Raw genomic sequence first — 19,050 nt, 5'->3', positions numbered from 1 at the left:
CAGCCAACGCGTCCGGAGTTCAGGATCGGGCGCGATAGCGGGTGCGCATGAGGGCGACGGCTTCGTCCACCACCGTGGTGTCGGTGGGGTCGGGCGGGACGAAGTCGGTCCGTACGAGTTGGGGCCACAGGAGCTGGCCGCAGATCATGCCGAGGAACTGTTCGGCGACGGCGGATGCCGGCTGCGTCCGTCCGTCGGTCCAGGGAGGTCTTGTTACGGCGTCGAAGGAGGCGGGGGGCGCGCCGCGCGGTCGCGGCGGCACGTCCCATCCTTCCCTCGACGCCGACAAGAAGGGCGGTAGGCTGCGGACACGTGATGGTCGACAAGCGACACCTCAGGCCGGGCGGACAGGCCGTACCGGCCGCGGTTCCGCTGTACGGTTTCCAGCCCCCGGTCGGTACTCCGTACGGCCTGGAGGTGAACACCATCGAGGATTTCTTCGTCCAGCACGACGACTGGCCGTGGAGCCCGCCCCGTCCGGGCCGCGCCACCTTCCACTACCTCATCGCGGTCACCGAGGGCGAGCTGCGGCACGACGTCGACCACGTCACGCGGACCGTCGCCCCCGGCCAGTGGCTCTGGGTGCGTCCCGGACACACGCTGTGCTGGCACCCTCCCGGCTCCGCCCGCGGCCCGTTCATCCTCTTCGAACCGGATGTACTGCGGCCCGACATCGCCCGTCTGCTGGCCCCGCTCACCGCGCACGACGCCCCTGCCGTGCTGAGCCCGCACGCCGACGACGCCGCCTGGCTCCGGCAGACGGCGCTCCAGCTCCTGGACGAACACCGTGCCCTGGGGCGCCGCCCCCTCGACGTCCACCACGCCCTGCGACGCAGCCTGCTCGAATCGCTGCTGCTGCGCCTGGCCAACTCCCCGGGCATCGCCCCCACCGGCACGGCCACGGCCGGCACCGGCCGCGCCGACAGGTACGGACGCTTCCTGGACGCCCTGGAGCTGCACTTCCGCGAACTGCACCAAGCCGCGGACTACGCCGAGCTGCTCGGCTGCTCGGTCCGCACCCTCAGCCGCGCCGCCCGGGACGCCACCGGCAAGGGGGTACGCGAACTCATCGACGAACGCCGCCTCCTCGAAGCCCGGCGCCTGCTGGGAGGGGCCCGATGGGACGCCCGGGCCGTGGCCGTCCACCTCGGCTTCACCGATCCCGCGAACTTCGGCCGCTTCTTCCGCGACCGCACCGGCCTCACCCCGGCCGCCTTCGCGGCCCGCGAAGCCAGGACCGACGCTTGACGGAAACGCGGCGGGGGGCCCTTGCCGGTCAGGAGGCGCTCGTCCGAGGGCATGGCCTCTCCGCGCGCCCGGTCGTCGTCCGCCTCGAAGGCGGACATCAGCCGCTCACGGCTGCGCAGCAGGTGCGTCGACGGTCCGGTGTCGACGGTCCGGCCCCGGACGGCCGTCCCGTCGGTCCCTCCTGCCGCGCCCGTCCCGACTTCCGCGAAACGGGGTGCGACCGGGAACCCTGCCCGAACTCCACTCGTCCAACTTCCAGGCTGTCGGACGAGTCACCTCGGTGCGGTGTCGGCCCTCGCTGCTGGCTGCGATCGCTGACCCACCCTCTCCGCCGCACCGCGGCCCAGCAGCCGAGCCGTCATCGGCGCGCCCCCCTCCAATGCGCCGATGGCGGCGCCTTCCGCAGGTAGCGTGCGCCACCGGCCCCCCCACCGGAAGGAGCGCACATGCCCTCCAGACGCACCGTCCTCGCCGCCGGCGCGGGCGTCACCGCGGCCCTCGCCGTCGGCGGTCCGGCGCACGCGGACGACCGTCGTCCCGACGAACTCCTCGCCCGTATGACCCTGCAGGAGAAGGTCGGCCAGGTCTTCGTCTCGCGGGTGTACGGCCACTCGGCGACCGCGCCCGACCGGGCCGACATCGACGCCAACCTCGGCGAACTCGGCGTACGCACGGCCGCCGAGCTGCTCGCCCGCTACCGGCTCGGCGGGATCATCTACTTCGCCTGGGCGCACAACACCCGCGACCCGCGGCAGATCGCGGACCTCTCCGACGGCATCCAGCGGGCCTCCCTCCAGCAGCCGGGCGGCCTGCCGGTGCTGATCTCCACCGACCAGGAGTACGGTGCCGTCTGCCGGGTGGGCCGCCCCGCCACCCTCTTCCCGGGCGCCATGGCGATCGGCGCCGGGGGCAGCCGCGCCGACGCCCGTACCCTCGGCCGCCTCGCCGGCCGTGAGCTGCGGGCGATGGGCATCCGGCAGGACTACTCCCCCGTCGCCGACGTCAACGTGAACCCGGCCAATCCGGTCATCGGCGTCCGTTCCTTCGGCGCCGACCCGGCCGCGGTGGCCGCCCTGGTCGCGGCGGAGGCCGAGGGCTACCGGGCGGCGGGAGTGGCGGCGACCGCCAAGCACTTCCCCGGGCACGGCGACACCGCCGTCGACAGCCACACCGGCTTTCCCGTCATCACCCACTCGCGCGAGGAGTGGGAGACGCTGGACGCGGTGCCCTTCCGGGCGGCGATCGCGGCCGGCGCCGACTCCCTCATGACCGCGCACATCCTGGTGCCCGCCCTCGACGACTCCGGCGACCCCGCCACCCTCTCCCGTCCGATCGTCACCGGCATCCTGCGCGAGAAGCTCGGCTACGACGGGGTCGTGGTCACCGACGCCCTCGACATGGCGGGCGTGCGCACGAAGTACGGCGACGACCGGGTGCCGGTGCTCGCGCTGAAGGCCGGTGTCGACCAGCTCCTCAACCCGCCGGACCTGGACGTGGCCTGGAACGCCGTCCTGAAGGCCGTCCAGGACGGAGAGCTCCCGGAGCGGCGGCTCGACGCGTCGGTCCTGCGGATCCTGCGGCTGAAGGCACGGCTGGGTCTGTTCGACGAGCCGTACGTCGGCCCGGCCGACGTGGGGCGGACGGTCGGGGCGCCGGAGCACCTCGCCGCGGCCGACCGGATCGCCGAGCGGACCACGACGCTGCTGGTCAACGAGGGACCGCTGCTGCCGCTCTCGCCCCGGACCCACCCCCGGCTGCTGGTGGTCGGCGCCGACCCGGCCTCCCCCACCGGCACCACGGGCCCGCCCACCGGCGTCCTGGCCGCCGCCCTCACCGCACTGGGGTTCAGGGCGACGGCCCTGGCCACGGGCATGGCCCCGTCCGCCGAGACGATCGCCGGGGCGGTGACGGCCGCGGGCGGGGCGGACGCCGTGGTGGTCGTGACCTACAACGTAACGGCGGCCGACGCGCAGCGCACGCTGGTGCGACAACTGGCGGCGGCCGGACGGCCGGTGGTGGCGGTGGCCGTCCGCAATCCATACGACGTGGCCCAACTCCCGTTCGTACGCGCCTGCTTGGCCACCTATTCCTGGACCGACGTCGAACTGCGGGCCGCCGCCCGGGTGATCGCCGGGGTGGTCGGGCCGCGCGGGAAGCTGCCGGTGCCCGTACGGCGGGCGGACGATCCGACGCAGGTGCTGTTTCCGATCGGGCACGGCCTGACGCACTAGGCGCACGCCGACCGCCGAGCACGGTTGCGCGGGCGGCCCCGGGCGGCCCCGGGCGGCGCGGGCCGTGGACGACCGGGCGAAGTGCCCGGCGTCCACGGCCCGTTGTCTCCGGCTCGGCGCGGGCGCGGATCCGGTGGGATGCGCGCGGCCGGGGCCGGTCACGCTCAGGGGCGCAGCGCGGGCTCCCGCTCCACGTCCCGGACGTCCAGCTTCGCGTCGAACCTCGCCAGCGGCCGGGCCTGCGAGACGGCGGTCGGCGCGACGCCCGCCCAGGCCAGGATGCGGGCCGTGGCCAGCTCCTTCTGGTCGGCGACCAGGCCGGCGACGTTCGCGCCGTGGTTCAGGCCGGGGGCCGTGAGGACATAGCTGTCCTGCGCGCCCTTGCCGAGCCGGAAGCGTTCCGCGCCCCACGGGTCGTTCTGGCCGTAGACGAAGAGCATGTGATGGGCGTTGTGCTTCACCCAGGTGTCGACGTCGCGCATCGCCGACGGCTGGAACTTCATGGCGATGTCACGCGGGACGAAGTTCCGCGGGGGCTGGTAGCCGTAGCGGATGTACTTCTTCTCGATGGACGGGAAGTGGATGGTGGGGGCGCCCAGTTGGGTGCCCGCCTGGTAGTAGTACGGGGTGTACGGGGACAGGCCCTGGTCCGTGTAGAACGAGAAGCCGGAGATCGTGTCGATCGACGTCCAGATCTCGTCGTCCGTCGCCGTGGCCGCGTTCGCCGGGATCGACTCGCAGTCGGACAGCAGGCTGTACTGCCAGAAACCCCAGACGTAGTCGAGGACGACGGCCTCGTAGGCGCGGTCCAGGCTGCCGATGGTGGTGAAGGTGAAGCCCTCCGCGGCCGCGTAGTCCGCGTACTTCTTCTCCAGCGGCTCCCGGCGCACCAGCGCCTCACGCTGGACGGCGTTCAGGCGGTCGCGGCACTCCTCGGTGCCGACGCCCGCGAAGAAGCGGTCGTAGGCGGAGTCCTCGTCGTTGACGACGTCGTTCGGGGCCACGTAGGCCACCACGCCGTCCATGTCCCTGGGGTAGAAGCGCTCGTAGTACGTCGCCGTCATGCCGCCCTTGGAGCCGCCCGTGGAGATCCAGTTCTTGGCGTAGATCTTCTTCAGCGCCTTGAAGATGCGGTGCTGGTCGCTCGCCGCCTGCCAGATGTCCAGCTTGGACCAGTCGGCCGGGTCGGGGCGGGAAGGCGTGAAGAAGCGGTACTCCATGGAGACCTGGTTGCCGTCCACGATCTGGGTGGGCTCGCGGCGGCTGGGGTTGGTGGAGACGCTGTAGCCGCCGGTGTAGAAGACCGTGGGGCGCGCGGTGTCCTTGTGCAGCACGGTGATCCGCTGCTGGAACGTGCCCTTGTCGGGGTGCCGGTGGTCCACCGGCTGGGTGTAGTTCAGGACGAAGTAGCGGTAGCCGGGGTACGGCTTCTCCTCGACCAGGCTCATGCCGGGTACGGCGAGGAGCCGGTCCTTGATGTCCGTGCCGGCGGTGGCCTTGGGCTCGGCGGCGGTGGCCGCCCCTGCCGTGGCCGCCGTGCTCAAGGTGCCTATGAGCACCGTGAGCGCCAGCAGCCATCTGAGCGCCTTGCGCATGCGCGTGCACCCTCCCTGTGAGACAGATGTGCGTCGCCGGAAGCTATCGGAGCAACACCCGTCACACCAGAGGGGGTTGGCCTACCGTGCCGTCACGTCGCAGGTCCGCTCAGCAGAGGATCCAGCCCGAGCGGTACGAACCGCCGGCCACCGCGCCCGTCACCCGCACGCACCGGTGCCCCGCGTAGACCCTGGCCGGCGGGGAACTGCGCGTGTGCTTGCGCGACTTCGACACGGCGACATGGCCGCGTGCCTGCACGCTCACCGAGATCAGCCGCCTGGTGCCGGGGTTCTTCTGGACGGTGACGGCACAGACGTAGCCGCTGCCCTTGTAGACCAGCACGGAGCCGGTGGAGAAGGGCAGGGTCCGCACCTTCCGGCCCGGGCAGGAGTCCGCGGAGGTCGCGGCCCGGGCGCTGCCCGGCGCGGCGACGGCGAGCAGCCCGGACACGATCATCACGACCAGCCCGAGCATCAGCCGCCGGGCCGTCCCGCTTCTCGCACCTGTGCCCACGATCCCCGCCCCTCCCACGTCCGTCGTACTCACGATCGCCGTACTGCTGTACGGACGCACGACACACGCCGAATGGTTGCCCTCACACCGCCGCGGGCTCGTCCTCGCCGACGAAGGTGCGCCAGAGGCGGGCGTACCTGCCGTCCAGGGCCAGGAGGGCGTCATGGGTGCCGTCCTCGACGACCCGGCCGTGGTCCATCACCACGACACGGTCCGCTCGGGCGGCGGTGGTCAGGCGGTGGGCCACGACGAGAGTGGTGCGGCGGCCGGTCAGGCGGTCCGTGGCCCGGTTGACCTGGGCTTCCGTGGCCAGGTCGAGGGCGGCCGTCGCCTCGTCGAGGAGCAGGACGTCCGGGTCGACGAGCTCGGCGCGGGCCAGCGCGATCAGCTGGCGCTGGCCGGCGGAGAGGTTGCGGCCGCGCTCGGCGACCTCGTGGAGGTAGCCGCCGTCGAGGGTGGCGATCATCTCGTGCGCGCCGACCGCGCGTGCCGCCGCCTCCACCTCGGCGTCGGTGGCGTCGGGCCGGCCGTAGGCGATGGCGTCGCGGACGGTGCCGGGGAAGAGATACGCCTCCTGCGGGACGACGCCCAGCCGGTGGCGGTACGAGGTGAGGTCGAGGGCGCGCAGGTCCGTGCCGTCGACGGTGACCCGGCCGCCGGTCGGGTCGTAGAACCGGGCCACCAGCTTGACCAGGGTCGACTTGCCCGCGCCGGTCTCGCCGACGAAGGCGACGGTCTGGCCGGCCGGGATGCGCAGCTCGATGCCGGTCAGGGCCTCTTCGGGTTCGTCGGCGGAGCCGTACTGGAAGTGCACGTCCTCGAAGGCGATCTCGCCGCGCAGCGAGCGGACCTCCTCCGGCTCCTCGGCGGACTTCGTGGACGTCGGCTCCCGGAGCAGCTCCTGGATCCGGCCCAGGGAGACGGTCGCCTGCTGGTAGCCGTCGAAGACCTGGGAGAGCTGCTGGACGGGGGCGAAGAACAGGTCGATGTAGAGGAGGTACGCGACCAGCGCACCGGTGGTGAGGGTCGCCGCGTCCACCCGGCCGGCGCCCGCGATCAGCACCCCCGCCGCCGCGACCGAGGACAGCAGCTGCACGAACGGGAAGTAGATCGAGATCAGCCACTGGCCCCGGATGCGCGCCTGGCGGTAGCTGTCGCTGCGCTCCGCGAACCGTGCCGCGCCGTCCCGCTCGCGCCGGAAGGCCTGCACGATCCGGAGCCCGGACACCGACTCCTGGAGGTCGGCGTTGACCGTCGACACCCGTTCGCGGGCCAGCTCGTACGCCTTCACGCTGGCCCGGCGGAAGAAGTACGTGGCGACGACCAGGGGCGGGAGCGTCGCGAAGACGACCAGCGCGAGCTGTACGTCGATGACCAGGAGGGCGCCCATGATGCCGAAGAAGGTGACGATCGCCACGAAGGCCGTGACCAGACCGGTCTGCAGGAAGGTGGAGAGGGCGTCGACGTCCGTCGTCATCCTCGTCATGATCCGGCCGGTGAGCTCCCGCTCGTAGTAGTCGAGTCCGAGCCGCTGGAGCTGGGCGAAGATCTTCAGCCGGAGGGTGTAGAGGACGCGTTCGCCGGTGCGGCCGGTCATCCGGATCTCGCCGGTCTGCGCGACCCACTGCACCAGTACGGAGAGCAGCGCGAGCAGCGAGGCCGCCCAGACGGCCCCCAGCGCCGCCCGGGTCACGCCCTGGTCGATGCCGTGCCGGATCATCACCGGCAGCAGCAGGCTCGTCCCGGCGTCGACGGCGACCAGACCGAGGCTGACGAGGAGGGGCGCGCCGAAGCCGCGCAGCAGCCTGCGCAGGCCGTAGGACGCCTCCGGCCGGACCGCCTGCCGCTCGTCGACGTCGGGGGTGTCGACGAGCGGTGGCAGCGCCTCGATCTGGGCGAGCAGTTCGGGCGTGGCCGGCATGCCGGAGAGGGCGGTGTCCTTCGGCTCCCGGTCGCCGGTCCACAGCCGGGGGGTCACTCCGCGCTCGGCGTCGAACTCGGCGTCCAGTTCGTCGCGGACGGACGTGTCCTCGCCGGGAGTGGGGGAGGGCTGGGCGTGGCCGGGCGAGACCCCGCCGAGCTCGTCGGGGTCGGTGAGCAGCCGGCGGTAGAGCGCGGAGCGCTCCTGGAGCTCCTCGTGGGTGCCGAGGTCGGCGAGGCGGCCGGCGTCCAGGACGGCGATACGGTCGGCGAGGTTGAGGGTGGAGCGGCGGTGCGCGATGAGCAGGGTCGTGCGGCCCTGCATGACCTGTTTCAGGGCCTCGTGGATCTCGTGCTCGACGGCCGCGTCCACGGCGGAGGTCGCGTCGTCGAGGACCAGCAGGCGCGGGTCGGTGAGGATCGCCCGGGCGAGCGCGACCCGCTGGCGCTGGCCACCGGAGAGGGTGAGGCCGTGCTCGCCGACCGTCGTGTCGTAGCCGTGGGGCAGCTCGGCGATGAACCGGTCGGCCTGGGCGGCGCGGGCGGCCGCCTCGATCTGCTCCTGGGTGGCCTCGGGACGGCCGTACGCGATGTTGGCGCGCACGGTGTCGGAGAAGAGGAACGAGTCCTCGGGGACCAGGCCGATGGCGGCCCGCAGCGAGTCGAGGGTGAGCTCGCGGACGTCGTGGCCGCCGATGAGGACGGCGCCCCTGCCGACGTCGTAGAAGCGGGGCAGCAGGAGGGAGACGGTGGACTTGCCGGAGCCGGAGGAGCCCACCACCGCGAGGGTCTCGCCGGGGCGGATCTCGAAGGTGAGGCCGTCGAGGACCGGCCGGCCGGGGTCGTAGCCGAAGGCCACGTCGTCGAACTCGACGGTGGCGGGGGCGTCGGCGGGCAGTGCCTTGGTGCCGTCCTGCATCGACGGTTCGGTGTCGATCAGCTCCAGGACGCGTTCGGTGCCCGCGCGGGCCTGCTGGCCGACCGTGAGGACCACGGCGAGCATCCGTACCGGGCCGACGAGCTGCGCGAGGTAGGTGGAGAAGGCGACGAAGGTGCCGAGGGTGATGTGGCCGCGCACGGCCAGCCAGCCGCCGAGCGCCAGCATGGCCACCTGGCCGAGGGCGGGGACGGCCTGGAGGGCCGGGGTGTAGGCCGAGTTCAGGCGGATCGTGCGCAGCCGGCCGGCGAAGAGCCGACGGCCGACCTCGCGCAGTTTGCCGGTCTCCTGGTCCTCCTGGCCGAAGCCCTTCACGACCCGTACGCCGCTGACGGCTCCGTCGACCACACCCGCGACGCCCGCCGCCTGGGCCTGGGCGTACCAGGTGGCGGGGTGCAGCTTGGTACGGCTGCGCCTGGCGATGTACGCGAGGGCCGGTGCCACGGCGAGGGCGACCAGGGTGAGCGGGAGGGACAGCCAGGCCATGACGACCAGGGAGATCAGGAAGAGGAGCAGGTTCCCGATCGTCATCGGGAGCATGAAGAGCAGACCCTGGATGAGCTGGAGGTCGCTGGTGGCGCGGCCCACGACCTGGCCGGTGGACAGCTCGTCCTGACGCCGGCCGTCGAGGCGGGTGATCGTCTCGAACATCTCGGTCCGCAGGTCGTGCTGGACGTCGAGGGCGAGGCGTCCGCCGTAGTAACGGCGGACGTAGGTGAGGACGTAGACGAGGACGGCGGCGGCGACCAGGGCTCCGGCCCAGGGGGCCATGCCCCGGCTGTGGTCGCCGATCACATCGTCGATGATCACCTTGGTGACCAGCGGGACCAGTGCCAGGACGGCCATACCGGCGAGCGAGGAGCCGAGCGCGAGCACGACGTTCGCCGGGTGCCGCCAGGCGTATCCGGCCAGTCTGCGCGCCCAGCCTCGCCGCTGCTCCCCCTGCTGCACTGCCACGCCGGTGCCTTCCTGTCGTCCAGTCGTCCTGGTCTGCCAGTCCCAGTCGTCCTGGTCTGCCGGAAGGCACCAACGCCGAAGGAAGCGGATTTCATCCCTCCGCAACAATCGGGGACACACGGTCACAGCCGGTCAGCGGCGGCCGGACACGGTCAGACACGTACGCGCAGCCGGTAGAAGCGGGTCGTCTGGGCCGCGTTCTGGTTGTCGTCGCTGACCAGGAGCACCTCCACGCGGCCCTTGGCGCGGCCGGTGATCACCATGCCCTCGATGTTGTCGAGCAGCGGGTTCGGCTGGGGCTGCTTGGCGGTCGCTCCCAGTGACGGGCAGTTCACGATGTCGGCGAGGAGCTTCTTCCTCACCGGGCGCACGCCGTCCTGGCCGGTGAGGTCCGCGACGCCGGCGGTGTCCGTGGCGTGGCGGGGGTCGGCCAGGTAGAGGCGGACCGTGTTGCCGACGCCGGTGGTGAAGCCGCGCTCCAGGACGAGGAGCCGGCCGTCGGGCAGGGCCTGGACCTCGGGGACGCCGAGGCCGGAGTCGGTGCGGTAGGCGTACTGGGCGCCGAGCCCGAAGTGGTCGCCCTTGGTCCTGGTCCAGGTCTGGAAGCGGACGATGCCCGTGCTGTCGCCGGAGATCGCGTACTCCATCGACGCGAGGAGGGTGCGTCCGCCGGGCAGCAGCGTCAGGCCCTCGAAGGTCTGGTTGGAGGTGGCCCGCCCGGCCGGGGCGACGAGGAGCGAGGACGGGACCGGGAGGCGGTCGAGGATCTCGCCGTCGCGGCTGTAGCGGCGGATGGACGGCTCGGTCTCGGAGGTGATCAGGCGGGTGCCGTCACCGTCGATGGCGAGACCCTCGCTGTCGAGTGCGGCGCCGCTCTCGCCGGCGAGCGGGACGACAGCTCTCGGGGCGAGCGTCTTCGCGTCCAGGCCGAAGAGCGAGGAGCGGTCGGAGAGGGCCGCGAGGGAGCCGTCCCGGTTCAGGGCGAGCGCGGAGAAGTTGCCGACGAAGGTGCCGTCGAAGGTCGTCTTGTCGAGGGCGTCGGAGAAGCCGACGAGGGAGACGGCCGGTGAACAGGCGTTGCTCGTGGCCGTGTTGGTGGCCGGGTGGGCGTTCGCGGGCCCGGCGGCGGTGAGAGTGGTGGCCGCCGCCAGGCCGGCGGTGAGGGTGGCGAGTACGGTTCGCAGGCGCATGGGCGTCACCGTAGGTCGGGTCGGTGACGTGCGGTGGGACACCGCGTAAAGCCTCGCTCAGGAGGCGGCCAGGTCCTTGTGGATGACCTTGGCGACGCCCTGAATGGTCGTGATGCCGTAGTTCATGGTGCTGTTGCCGTGGGTGAGGACGGTCATGACGTAGTCGTGGCCGCCGCCCTTGAAGGTGCCGACGCTGTGCACCCGCCAGCCCTGTGTGGCGCGCGACAGCCATCCGTTCTTGACGTGCCAGCTGACCCCGGCCGGCCTCCCGTAGGGGGTGCCCCAGCGCTGCGCCGAGACGACCTTGCCCATCAGTGTGTTGACGTAGGCGCGCGAGGCGTCGGTCAGGACCGTGTTCTTTGCGGTGAGCAGCTTCAGCAGCTTCTGCTGGTCGGTGACGGTGATCTGGGTCAGGCCCCAGTAGCCGTTCGCGCCCGGCTTGGTCTGCGTCATCTTCGCGGCCGTCAGAAAGTTCTTGATCTTCGTCATGCCGAGCTGCTTCCACAGGGTGGTGGTGGAGGCGTTGTCGGACTTGGTGATCATGGCCGTGGCGAGGGTCTTCTCCCGGCTGGTCAGCGCCCGGCCGGTCTTCTGCGCGTCCCACAGCAGCGCGGACAGGACGGTGACCTTGACGACGCTGGCCGAGTCGAAGGCGGTGGAGGCACGCAGGGTGCAGGTGGTGTTGGTGGTGCGGTCGTAGAGGCCGACGGCGATCGTGCCCTTGCGGTTCGCCAGTGCGGCGGTGATGTCCTTCTTCAGTTTGGCCGCGAGCCCGGCCTTCGCCGACGTACAGCTCACGGTGGGGGTGGCGGCCGCGGCGGGTGCGGCGGCGGCCACGCCGGTTATGAGGACGCCGGCGGTGAGCCCGGCGCCGAGCAGCCTTCTGCTTCTTCGTGTCCGGTGAGTCATGACCTGTTGACACACAAGTTCGTACGAAAGGTTGTACGCATCGCCAAGGTTGTCCGCGTCACCTCGGGTGTTGGGGAAAGCCTGGGCAGCGCGTTACCGCGGCCTGTGCGTTCTCACAGGCGGCGGCCAGCTTGACCACAGCGACCACCCACAACGGCCGTACAGCATGCGCAGGGTGACCTCTGCCACCGATCCCCTCCCCCACCCGACCGTGCCCCCCGCCGTGTCCGCGGACCGGTCGCCGCCGGCGACCTCCGAGACGGCCCCCGCGGCACCCCCGCCGGACCGGGCGCCGCGCTGGTCGCTGCCCGCGCTGATCGCGATCATGATCCTGGCGGGCGTGCTGTACTCCTGGAACCTGTCCGGGTCCAGCCTCAACAGCTTCTACAGCGCCGCGATCTACAGCGGCACGCAGAGCTGGAAGGCGTGGTTCTTCGGTTCGCTGGACGCCGGGAACTTCATCACCGTCGACAAGCCGCCGTTCGCGCTCATGATCATGGGCCTGTCCTGCCGGATCTTCGGGTTCGGCACCTGGCAGATGATGGCGCCGGAGGTCGCGGCCGCGCTGGGCACGATCTGGATCCTGCACTCCTCGGTCAAGCGGGTGTTCGGCCACGCGGCCGCCGCCGTCGCGGCCCTCGTGCTCGCGCTGACGCCGATCACCGTCGCCATCAACCGCGACAACAACCCGGACACCGTCCTCGTCCTGCTGATGGTGGCGGGCGCGGCTCTCGCCCTGCGCGCCACCCGCGACGACCGGCTGTTGCCGCTCCTCGGCTCCGCGGTCTGCTTCGGGCTCGCCTTCAACACCAAGATGCTCCAGGGCTACATCGCCCTGCCCGCCGTCTTCGCCGTGTACCTGTACGCGTCGCGGGCGGCCTGGAAGAAGAAGGCCGTGAACCTGGCGCTGGCCGCCGTGGCGCTGGCCGTCGCCAGCTTCTGGTGGGCGACGGCCGTGTCCCTGGTGCCCGCCGACGACCGGCCGTACATCGGCGGTTCGACCGACGGCAGCGCCTGGGACCTGATCATGGGCTACAACGGCCTGGGCCGGGTCCTCGGCGGCGAGGGCAACGGCGGAGGCGGCGGAGGCGGCGGATCCTTCGCCGGGACCGCGGGCATCGGCCGGATGTTCAACGACATCCTCGGCGGCCAGATCTCCTGGCTGATCCCCTTCGCGGGCATCGCGCTCGTCGCCGGCCTGGTGCTGCGCGGCCGGGCCCCGCGCACCGACCCCACCCGCGCCGCGCTGGTGCTGTGGGGCGGCTGGCTGGTGCTGCACTACCTGACCTTCGCCATGGCCGAAGGCACCATGCACCCCTACTACACGACCGCGCTCGCCCCGGGCATCGCGGCGCTGTGCGGTGGCGGCGGGGTCATGCTGTGGCGTGCCCTGCGCGGCGGTGACGCCCGCTGGTCGTGGGTGCTGCCGGTGGGGCTCGCGGTCACCGGCGTCTGGGCGATCGTGCTGCTGCGGCGCGCCACCGGCTGGAACACCTGGCTGTGGCCGGTCGTCGGCGTGGTCATGGTCCTCGCGATCGTGGGCCTGTTGATCCTGCGGTCCGCGAGCTCCGGCATCGGGGTCCGGCTGCTCGGCGCGTCCCTCGCCGCGGCGATCGTGGCGGCCCTCGCCGGTCCGACGGCGTACGCCGCCTCGCCGGCCTTCGGTTCCACCAGCGGGATGATGGGCGGCACCAACCCGACCGCGGGTCCGTCCACCGGTGGCGGCATGGGCGGTCCCGGCGGCGGCGGTGGCCGGGGCGGCTTCGGCGGCGGCAACGGCGGCCAGGCGCCCGGCGGCACCCAGCAGGGCGGCCAGGCGAGCGGCGGATTCCCCGGCGGCGGCAACGGCCAGATGACGCCGGGCGGCGGCAACGGCGAACTCCCGCAGGGCGGCGGTGCCCCCAGCGGCGCGCCGAGCGGCGGCCAGGGCGGCCAACAGGGCGGCGCGAACGGGGAGTTCCCGGGCGGCGCCCAGGGCGGCGGCGAGAGCGGCACGGCTCCGGGCGGCGGCACCGGTGGCCCCGGCGGCGGTACGGGTGGCGGTGGCGGCATGGGCGGTGGCGGCGGCATGGGCGGCGCCGACAGCGAGCTCATCTCGTACCTGGAGAAGCACCAGGACGGCGCCACCTGGCTGATCGCGGTCTCCAACTCGCAGAGCGCGGGCCAGATGATCCTCAGCAGCGGCGAGCCCGTCATCTCCATGTGGGGCTTCACCGGCAGCGACCAGGCGATGACCCTCGCCAAGCTCAAGGAACTGGTGAAGAAGGGCGAGCTGCACTACATCCAGCTCGGCGGCGGCGGTATGGGCGGCAACAGCAGCCTGAACCAGGAGATCACCGCCTGGGTGCAGAAGAACGGCACGGCGGTGCAGGAGAGCGCCTACAGCTCGACGTCGAGCTCCGCGTCCGGCTCGACGGCCGAGTCCGGTTCGAACACCTCCGACGCCGACGCCTCGGGCACGGACACCTCGTCGCAGAGCAACCAGTCGACGATCTACCGACTGGACGCCTCGGACGTGAGCTGACCGAAGCGGCCCAACGGTCCGCAGCGGCCCCTGACTTGACGTCAGGGGCCGCTTCGGCATAAGAAAGCGCGTTCAACTCGCGTAGACAAGGGGCAATTTGCCGGTACCCGTCACCTGATGGACATGTCAGATTCATTGCCATGACCGCATGTGCATGTCACTCTCCCGATTGCCGCCTCCAATCAACCCGCGTAGATCGGACACCCCACATGCTGGCGACACGCATACGCCGATGGAAGTCGGTGGCGCTTGCCACCACTGCCGTCCTGGTCGGTCTCACCGCGCCCGCGCTCACCGCGACCCCCGCCGCGGCGACCACGACGGCCTACGACGCGACGTACTACAAGAACGCGGTCGGCAAGACGGGTACGAGTCTGAAGTCCTCGCTGCACACGATCATCAGCAGCCAGACGAAGATCTCGTACTCCGCGGTCTGGGACGCTCTGAAGGCCACCGACCAGGACCCGAACAACAGCAGCAACGTGATCCTGCTGTACAGCGGTGTCTCGCGAGCCAAGTCCCTCAACGGCGGTGACGTCGGCGACTGGAACCGCGAGCACACCTGGGCCAAGTCCCACGGCGACTTCGGCGAGGTGACCGGTCCGGGCACGGACCTGCACCACCTGCGCCCCGCGGACGTGCAGGTCAACAGCATCCGCGGCAACCTGGACTTCGACAACGGCGGCAGCGCGGTCACCAACGGCGGCGGCAGCACCGTCGACTCCGACTCCTTCGCGCCGCGCGCGGCGGACCGGGGCGACGTGGCCCGCATGATCCTCTACATGGCCGTGCGCTACGAGGGTGACGACGGCTTCGCCAACCTGGAGCCCAACGAGAAGGTGGGCAACGGCAGCAACCCCTACATGGGCAAGCTCTCCGTCCTCAAGGCGTGGAACGAGGCGGACCCGCCCAGCGCCTTCGAGGAGAAGCGCAACCAGGTCATCTACGACACCTACCAGCACAACCGCAACCCGTTCATCGACCACCCGGAGTGGGTCGAGGCGATCTGGTAGGACCCGCAGCGCGACCGCGGAGGGGCTGAACTTCCCGTCCCCCACAGGGAAGTTCGGCCCCTCTCGGCGCGTCCGGGCCCACCCGCCGGAGGAATCGGTGTGATGGAACGACTAGTTCCCTCACACCGGTGAAGCCGGATCTTGGTCCCGGGCGCGTCGCCCGGACCGGGCGCGAGGCTGGGGGCGCCTCGGCAGATCCGCCGGAGCGATCCCGACTCCCTTTCCCGGAGACGTTCATGAAGCTTCGCGCCTGGTCCTTCGCCGCCGCTCTCGCCCTGACCGCCCTCGCCCTGCCCGCCCAGAGCGCCTCGGCGGCCGCCGCGCCCTCCTGTCCCGACGGATCGATCTGCTTCTACAGCGGCGAGAACTTCGGCGGCAGCAGCTGGGAGTGGACCGCCCGCAGCGGCTACCGCGACATGCCGCCCGCGCTCCACGACCACGTGGGTTCCTTCGTCTCCAGTACCCGCGCCTGTTTCATCAACTGGGGCCCGGTGGAGAAGCGGAATGTCTTCAACGCCGACTACCGCACCCGCTACCTGGGCGACTTCGGCGGCCGGATCGACGCGGTGGGTCCGGGCGCCTGCTGAGCCCTGCCCCGCCCCACCGCTCGCTCTCCCGCGCGGCCCTACCGCTCGCCCTCGCCGCGGGGCGCGCCGTACCAGCGCCACCGGGTGAGACGCGCGTGACCCGGGAGCTCTCCCCGGCCGGTGGCCCACAGCAGGGTGGGCCACCGGCCGGTGCCGGCCGGGGCGTCCGGGAAGAGCCTCGCCAGCACCCGGTCGCACAGTCCGGCGTCCGGCTCCCAACGGACACCGATCCCCTCGGCGACGTCGTGCAGATGCACCAGCGTCTCGACGACCCCCATGGCGGCGAACCCCTCGGGGTCGGAGGCCCCGAAGACGTGGTGCGACCTGACGCCCGCAGGCGTCGTCCGCACCATCGCGGTCAGCAGCGCCCCGCACGCCTCCAGCACCTGCGCGAGGCCGGCCGCCCCGGCCGTCCGGTCGGCGAAGACGACGTTCGCCGGCGCACCGGGCCGCTCCGCGCGCCACACGAAGGGCACCTCGGTGTCCGACGGCCCGCCCCGCGGGCCCAGTTGGGCGGCATAGGCGAACAGGTCGTCGGCCAGATGCTCGACGGTCTCCCAGCAACTCCAGTCCAGCGAACCGGCCTTGGCATCCCAGTCGGCCGCCTCGGCCCCGCGCAGGACGGCCACCGCCGACCGGACCGCCTCCTGCACGTCGTCGGCGGTGACGGGGCCGGGTGATCCGTGTGCTTCAGACATGCCGGGACCGTATCAACGGCCTTCCCTAGGACAGGTGCGTGGGCGCGAACATCCGCAGCACCGCCGGGAGGAGGACCACCGAGGGACCGGGCGTGGACAGGGCCTTCGCCAGGTCCGCCGCCAGGGTCTCCGGAGACGTCCGCACCCCCGTCACCCCGAAGGACTCCGCCAGGGCCACGTAGTCCGGGCGGGTCAGTTCGGTGGCCGTGGGCTCGCCGAAGGCGTCGGTCATGTACTCGCGCAGGATGCCGTAGCCGCCGTCGTCGACGATCAGCCAGGTGACGTTCAGGTCGTACTGCCTGGCCGTCGCCAGCTCCGCGATCGAGTACAGGGCGCCGCCGTCCCCCGACACCGCCAGCACCGGGCGGGTCGGGTCGGCCGCCGCCGCGCCCAGCGCCGCCGGGAAGCCGTAGCCCAGGCCGCCCGCCCCCTGGGCCGAGTGCATGAGGTTGGGGCCCTTCGCGTCGAAGGCCGACCAGGCCCAGTAGGCGAGGATCGTCATGTCCCAGAAGGACGGGGAGTCGGCCGGCAGCGCCTTGCGCACCGACGCCAACACCTCCTGCTCCAGGGTGAGTTCCTGGGCGCCGATGCGGTCGGCGACCTTCGTGAGGACCTCACGGACGCGCTCGGCGGCCCCCGGCCGGGCCCGCTCCACCACCGTCTCCAGGAGCGCCTGCAACGCCAGTCGCGCATCCGCGTGGATGCCGAGCGCCGGATGGTTCGACTCCAGCTTTCCCAGGTCCGCCTCGATCTGGACGATCCGGCCCCGCGGCTTGAACGTGTGGTAGTTGGAGGAGAGTTCGCCGAGCCCCGAGCCGACGACCAGGAGGACGTCCGCGTCCTCCAGGAAGTCCGTGGTGTAGCGGTCCTCGATCCAGGACTGGAGCGAGAGGGGGTGCGTCCAGGGGAACGCCCCCTTGCCGCCGGGCGTGGTGACCACCGGGGCCTGCAGGACCTCCGCCAGCTGCCTCAGCTTGCCCGAGGCGTCCGACCGTACGACTCCGCCGCCCGCGATGATCGCCGGACGGGCCGCCTTCGACAGCAGGTCGGCCGCCACGGCGGTCAGTTCGGGGCGCGGCGGCAGCTCTTCGGGGAAGGCGTCGCCGCCGGTGACCACCGGGATCCGGGTCTCCGCCAGCAGCACGTCCTGCGGGATCTCCACCCACACCGGGCCGTGCGGCACGCTGAGCGCGGACTTCCAGGCCGCCTCGATCGCGGACGGGATCTGCGACTGGGTGCGGACGGTGTGGACCGACTTCACCACGCCGCGGAACGAGGCCGCCTGGTCGGGCAGTTCGTGCAGATAGCCGTGGCGGCCGCCGCCCAGGCCGGCGGTCGGGACCTGGCTGCTGATCGCCAGCACCGGTGCCGAGGCGGCCGCCGCCTCCTGGAGCGCCGCGAGCGAGGTCAGCGCGCCCGGACCCGTCGACAGCAGCAGCGGGGCCGCCTCGCCGGTGATCCGGCCGTACGCGTCCGCCGCGAACCCCGCGTTGTTCTCCACCCGCAGGCCGATGTACCGCAGCGAGGAGCGGCGCAGCGCGTCGAACATGCCGAGCGCGTGCTGGCCGGGCAGCCCGAAGACGCTGGTCGCGCCGAGCCCTGCCAGGGTCTCCACGACCAGGTCTCCGCCGTTGCGGCCGGCGGGAGGGTTCAGAGCAGCGGCGATCTGCGCCTCCGTCGGGCGGAGCACCAGGTCGTGGTCGTGAGTCACTTCGCGCGAGCCTCGGCAATCTGTCGGGACATGATCGTGGTCAGTTCGTACGCCGTGTGGGACGCGGCCACCGACGTGATCTCCGCGTGATCGTACGCGGGGGCCACCTCGACGACGTCCGCCGAGACCAGGTTGCAGGAGGCCAGGCCGCGCAGGATCTCCAGGAGCTCGCGCGAGGTCATGCCGCCCGCCTCCGGGGTCCCGGTTCCGGGGGCGTGCGCCGGGTCGAGGCAGTCGATGTCGATGGAGATGTAGAGGGGGCGGTCGCCGATGCGCTGCCGCAGCTGGTCGGCGATCTCGTCGGCGCCGCGCCGGTACACGTCCGCCGAGGTGACGATGCCGAAGCCCATCTTCTCGTCGTCGGTGAGGTCCTGCTTGCCGTACAGCGGGCCGCGGGTGCCGACGTGGGAGAGCGCCTCGGTGTCGAGGATGCCCTCCTCCACGGCCCGGCGGAACGGCGTGCCGTGGGTGTACTCCGCGCCGAAGTAGGTGTCCCAGGTGTCGAGATGCGCGTCGAAGTGGAGCAGGGCCACGGGTCCGTGCTTCCTCGCGACCGAGCGCAGCAGCGGCAGCGCGATGGTGTGGTCGCCGCCGAGGGTCATCAGGCGGGCTCCGGTGCCGAGCAGGTCGTCGGCCGCCGCCTCGATCGTCTCCACGGCCTCGTGGATGTCGAACGGGTTCACCGCGATGTCGCCGCCGTCGGCCACCTGCGCGAGGGCGAAGGGGGAGGCGTCCTGCGCGGGGTTGTACGGCCGCAGCAGCCGGGACGCCTCGCGGATCGCGTTGCCGCCGAAGCGGGCGCCCGGCCGGTACGAGACGCCCGAGTCGAACGGCACGCCCACCACGGCGACGTCGGCGCGGCCGACCTCGTCGAGGCGGGGCAGCCGGGCGAAGGTCGCGGGACCTGCGTACCGCGGGATGCGGGAGGAGTCGACGGGGCCGCGGGGCGTCTCGTTGCCACTCATGGTCAAATACTCTCTTTCCTACGCTTCGTCGCGTATGTACTACTACTCGTA

The 19,050-nt window shown here is 72.0% G+C and carries 14 protein-coding genes; 5 read left to right on the top strand and 9 right to left on the bottom strand.

Annotated elements, in window-relative coordinates:
* Positions 1 to 19: 19 nt before the first annotated feature.
* Positions 20 to 262 carry a TetR/AcrR family transcriptional regulator C-terminal domain-containing protein gene (locus ACFVYS_RS01320; protein ID WP_389497674.1) on the bottom strand — a complete coding sequence of 81 codons (243 nt, stop codon included), beginning with the start codon at positions 260 to 262 and terminating at the stop codon, positions 20 to 22.
* A gap of 50 nt (positions 263 to 312) precedes the next feature.
* Between ACFVYS_RS01320 and ACFVYS_RS01315 the strand changes: the two genes are divergently transcribed.
* Entirely contained in the window at positions 313 to 1,248 is a 936-nt protein-coding gene (locus ACFVYS_RS01315) for a helix-turn-helix domain-containing protein (protein ID WP_389497672.1), read from the top strand.
* A gap of 446 nt (positions 1,249 to 1,694) precedes the next feature.
* Positions 1,695 to 3,479: a glycoside hydrolase family 3 protein gene (locus ACFVYS_RS01310; RefSeq protein ID WP_389497670.1), complete on the top strand. Its 1,785-nt coding sequence runs from the start codon at positions 1,695 to 1,697 to the stop codon at positions 3,477 to 3,479.
* Between the two features lie 164 nt (positions 3,480 to 3,643).
* Here ACFVYS_RS01310 and ACFVYS_RS01305 read toward each other — a convergent pair whose 3' ends face one another.
* The 5 genes from ACFVYS_RS01305 to ACFVYS_RS01285 form a co-directional block, all read right to left on the bottom strand.
* Positions 3,644 to 5,074: a S28 family serine protease gene (locus tag ACFVYS_RS01305; protein WP_389497669.1), complete on the bottom strand. Its 1,431-nt coding sequence runs from the start codon at positions 5,072 to 5,074 to the stop codon at positions 3,644 to 3,646.
* A 109-nt stretch (positions 5,075 to 5,183) separates the two neighbouring features.
* Positions 5,184 to 5,549, bottom strand: coding sequence for a hypothetical protein (locus ACFVYS_RS01300; RefSeq protein WP_389498021.1), 366 nt, complete (start codon positions 5,547 to 5,549; stop codon positions 5,184 to 5,186).
* Between the two features lie 121 nt (positions 5,550 to 5,670).
* The gene (locus ACFVYS_RS01295; protein WP_389497667.1) at positions 5,671 to 9,402 is read right to left on the bottom strand and encodes an ABC transporter ATP-binding protein; all 3,732 of its coding nucleotides are present in this window, start codon (positions 9,400 to 9,402) and stop codon (positions 5,671 to 5,673) included.
* A gap of 152 nt (positions 9,403 to 9,554) precedes the next feature.
* Positions 9,555 to 10,592, bottom strand: a complete 1,038-nt coding sequence (locus tag ACFVYS_RS01290) for an esterase-like activity of phytase family protein (RefSeq protein WP_389497665.1) — start codon at positions 10,590 to 10,592, stop codon at positions 9,555 to 9,557.
* A gap of 57 nt (positions 10,593 to 10,649) precedes the next feature.
* Positions 10,650 to 11,501, bottom strand: coding sequence for a serine hydrolase (locus tag ACFVYS_RS01285; protein WP_389497663.1), 852 nt, complete (start codon positions 11,499 to 11,501; stop codon positions 10,650 to 10,652).
* A gap of 175 nt (positions 11,502 to 11,676) precedes the next feature.
* Here ACFVYS_RS01285 and ACFVYS_RS01280 point away from each other — a divergent pair, with 175 nt between their 5' ends.
* From ACFVYS_RS01280 to ACFVYS_RS01270, 3 genes are all read left to right on the top strand, one after another.
* Complete coding sequence (locus ACFVYS_RS01280; protein ID WP_389497661.1) at positions 11,677 to 14,025, top strand: glycosyltransferase family 39 protein; 2,349 nt, start codon at positions 11,677 to 11,679, stop codon at positions 14,023 to 14,025.
* 209 nt (positions 14,026 to 14,234) lie between these two features.
* Positions 14,235 to 15,038: an endonuclease I family protein gene (locus ACFVYS_RS01275; RefSeq protein WP_028807161.1), complete on the top strand. Its 804-nt coding sequence runs from the start codon at positions 14,235 to 14,237 to the stop codon at positions 15,036 to 15,038.
* Positions 15,039 to 15,274: 236 nt separating this feature from the next.
* Positions 15,275 to 15,625, top strand: coding sequence for a peptidase inhibitor family I36 protein (locus tag ACFVYS_RS01270; RefSeq protein ID WP_389497659.1), 351 nt, complete (start codon positions 15,275 to 15,277; stop codon positions 15,623 to 15,625).
* Positions 15,626 to 15,663: 38 nt separating this feature from the next.
* Here ACFVYS_RS01270 and ACFVYS_RS01265 read toward each other — a convergent pair whose 3' ends face one another.
* From ACFVYS_RS01265 to speB, 3 genes are read right to left on the bottom strand one after another with little or no spacing between them, the layout of a single operon-like run.
* Positions 15,664 to 16,323: a hypothetical protein gene (locus tag ACFVYS_RS01265; protein WP_389497657.1), complete on the bottom strand. Its 660-nt coding sequence runs from the start codon at positions 16,321 to 16,323 to the stop codon at positions 15,664 to 15,666.
* A 25-nt stretch (positions 16,324 to 16,348) separates the two neighbouring features.
* Entirely contained in the window at positions 16,349 to 18,034 is a 1,686-nt protein-coding gene (locus ACFVYS_RS01260; RefSeq protein ID WP_389497655.1) for a thiamine pyrophosphate-binding protein, read from the bottom strand.
* Complete coding sequence (gene speB / locus ACFVYS_RS01255) at positions 18,031 to 18,999, bottom strand: agmatinase (protein ID WP_389497653.1); 969 nt, start codon at positions 18,997 to 18,999, stop codon at positions 18,031 to 18,033. Before speB ends, ACFVYS_RS01260 begins: the two co-directional genes overlap by 4 nt.
* Positions 19,000 to 19,050: the final 51 nt, after the last annotated feature.

The sequence above is a fragment of the Streptomyces sp. NPDC058295 genome, from assembly GCF_042880655.1.
Classification (GTDB): domain Bacteria; phylum Actinomycetota; class Actinomycetes; order Streptomycetales; family Streptomycetaceae; genus Streptomyces; species Streptomyces coriariae.
Note: the sequence above shows the minus strand (reverse complement) of the source record. Positions and strands in the feature narration are given on the sequence as shown.

Excerpts from the sequence above, each read along its gene's own strand:
- ACFVYS_RS01300 (WP_389498021.1), bottom strand. The coding sequence starts at position 5,549 with ATGCTCGGGCTGGTCGTGATGATCGTGTCCGGGCTGCTCGCCGTCGCC.
- ACFVYS_RS01290 (WP_389497665.1), bottom strand. The coding sequence starts at position 10,592 with ATGCGCCTGCGAACCGTACTCGCCACCCTCACCGCCGGCCTGGCGGCG.
- ACFVYS_RS01270 (WP_389497659.1), top strand. The coding sequence starts at position 15,275 with ATGAAGCTTCGCGCCTGGTCCTTCGCCGCCGCTCTCGCCCTGACCGCC.
- ACFVYS_RS01265 (WP_389497657.1), bottom strand. The coding sequence starts at position 16,323 with ATGTCTGAAGCACACGGATCACCCGGCCCCGTCACCGCCGACGACGTG.
- ACFVYS_RS01310 (WP_389497670.1), top strand. The coding sequence starts at position 1,695 with ATGCCCTCCAGACGCACCGTCCTCGCCGCCGGCGCGGGCGTCACCGCG.
- ACFVYS_RS01275 (WP_028807161.1), top strand. The coding sequence starts at position 14,235 with ATGCTGGCGACACGCATACGCCGATGGAAGTCGGTGGCGCTTGCCACC.
- speB (WP_389497653.1), bottom strand. The coding sequence starts at position 18,999 with ATGAGTGGCAACGAGACGCCCCGCGGCCCCGTCGACTCCTCCCGCATC.
- ACFVYS_RS01285 (WP_389497663.1), bottom strand. The coding sequence starts at position 11,501 with ATGACTCACCGGACACGAAGAAGCAGAAGGCTGCTCGGCGCCGGGCTC.
- ACFVYS_RS01305 (WP_389497669.1), bottom strand. The coding sequence starts at position 5,074 with ATGCGCAAGGCGCTCAGATGGCTGCTGGCGCTCACGGTGCTCATAGGC.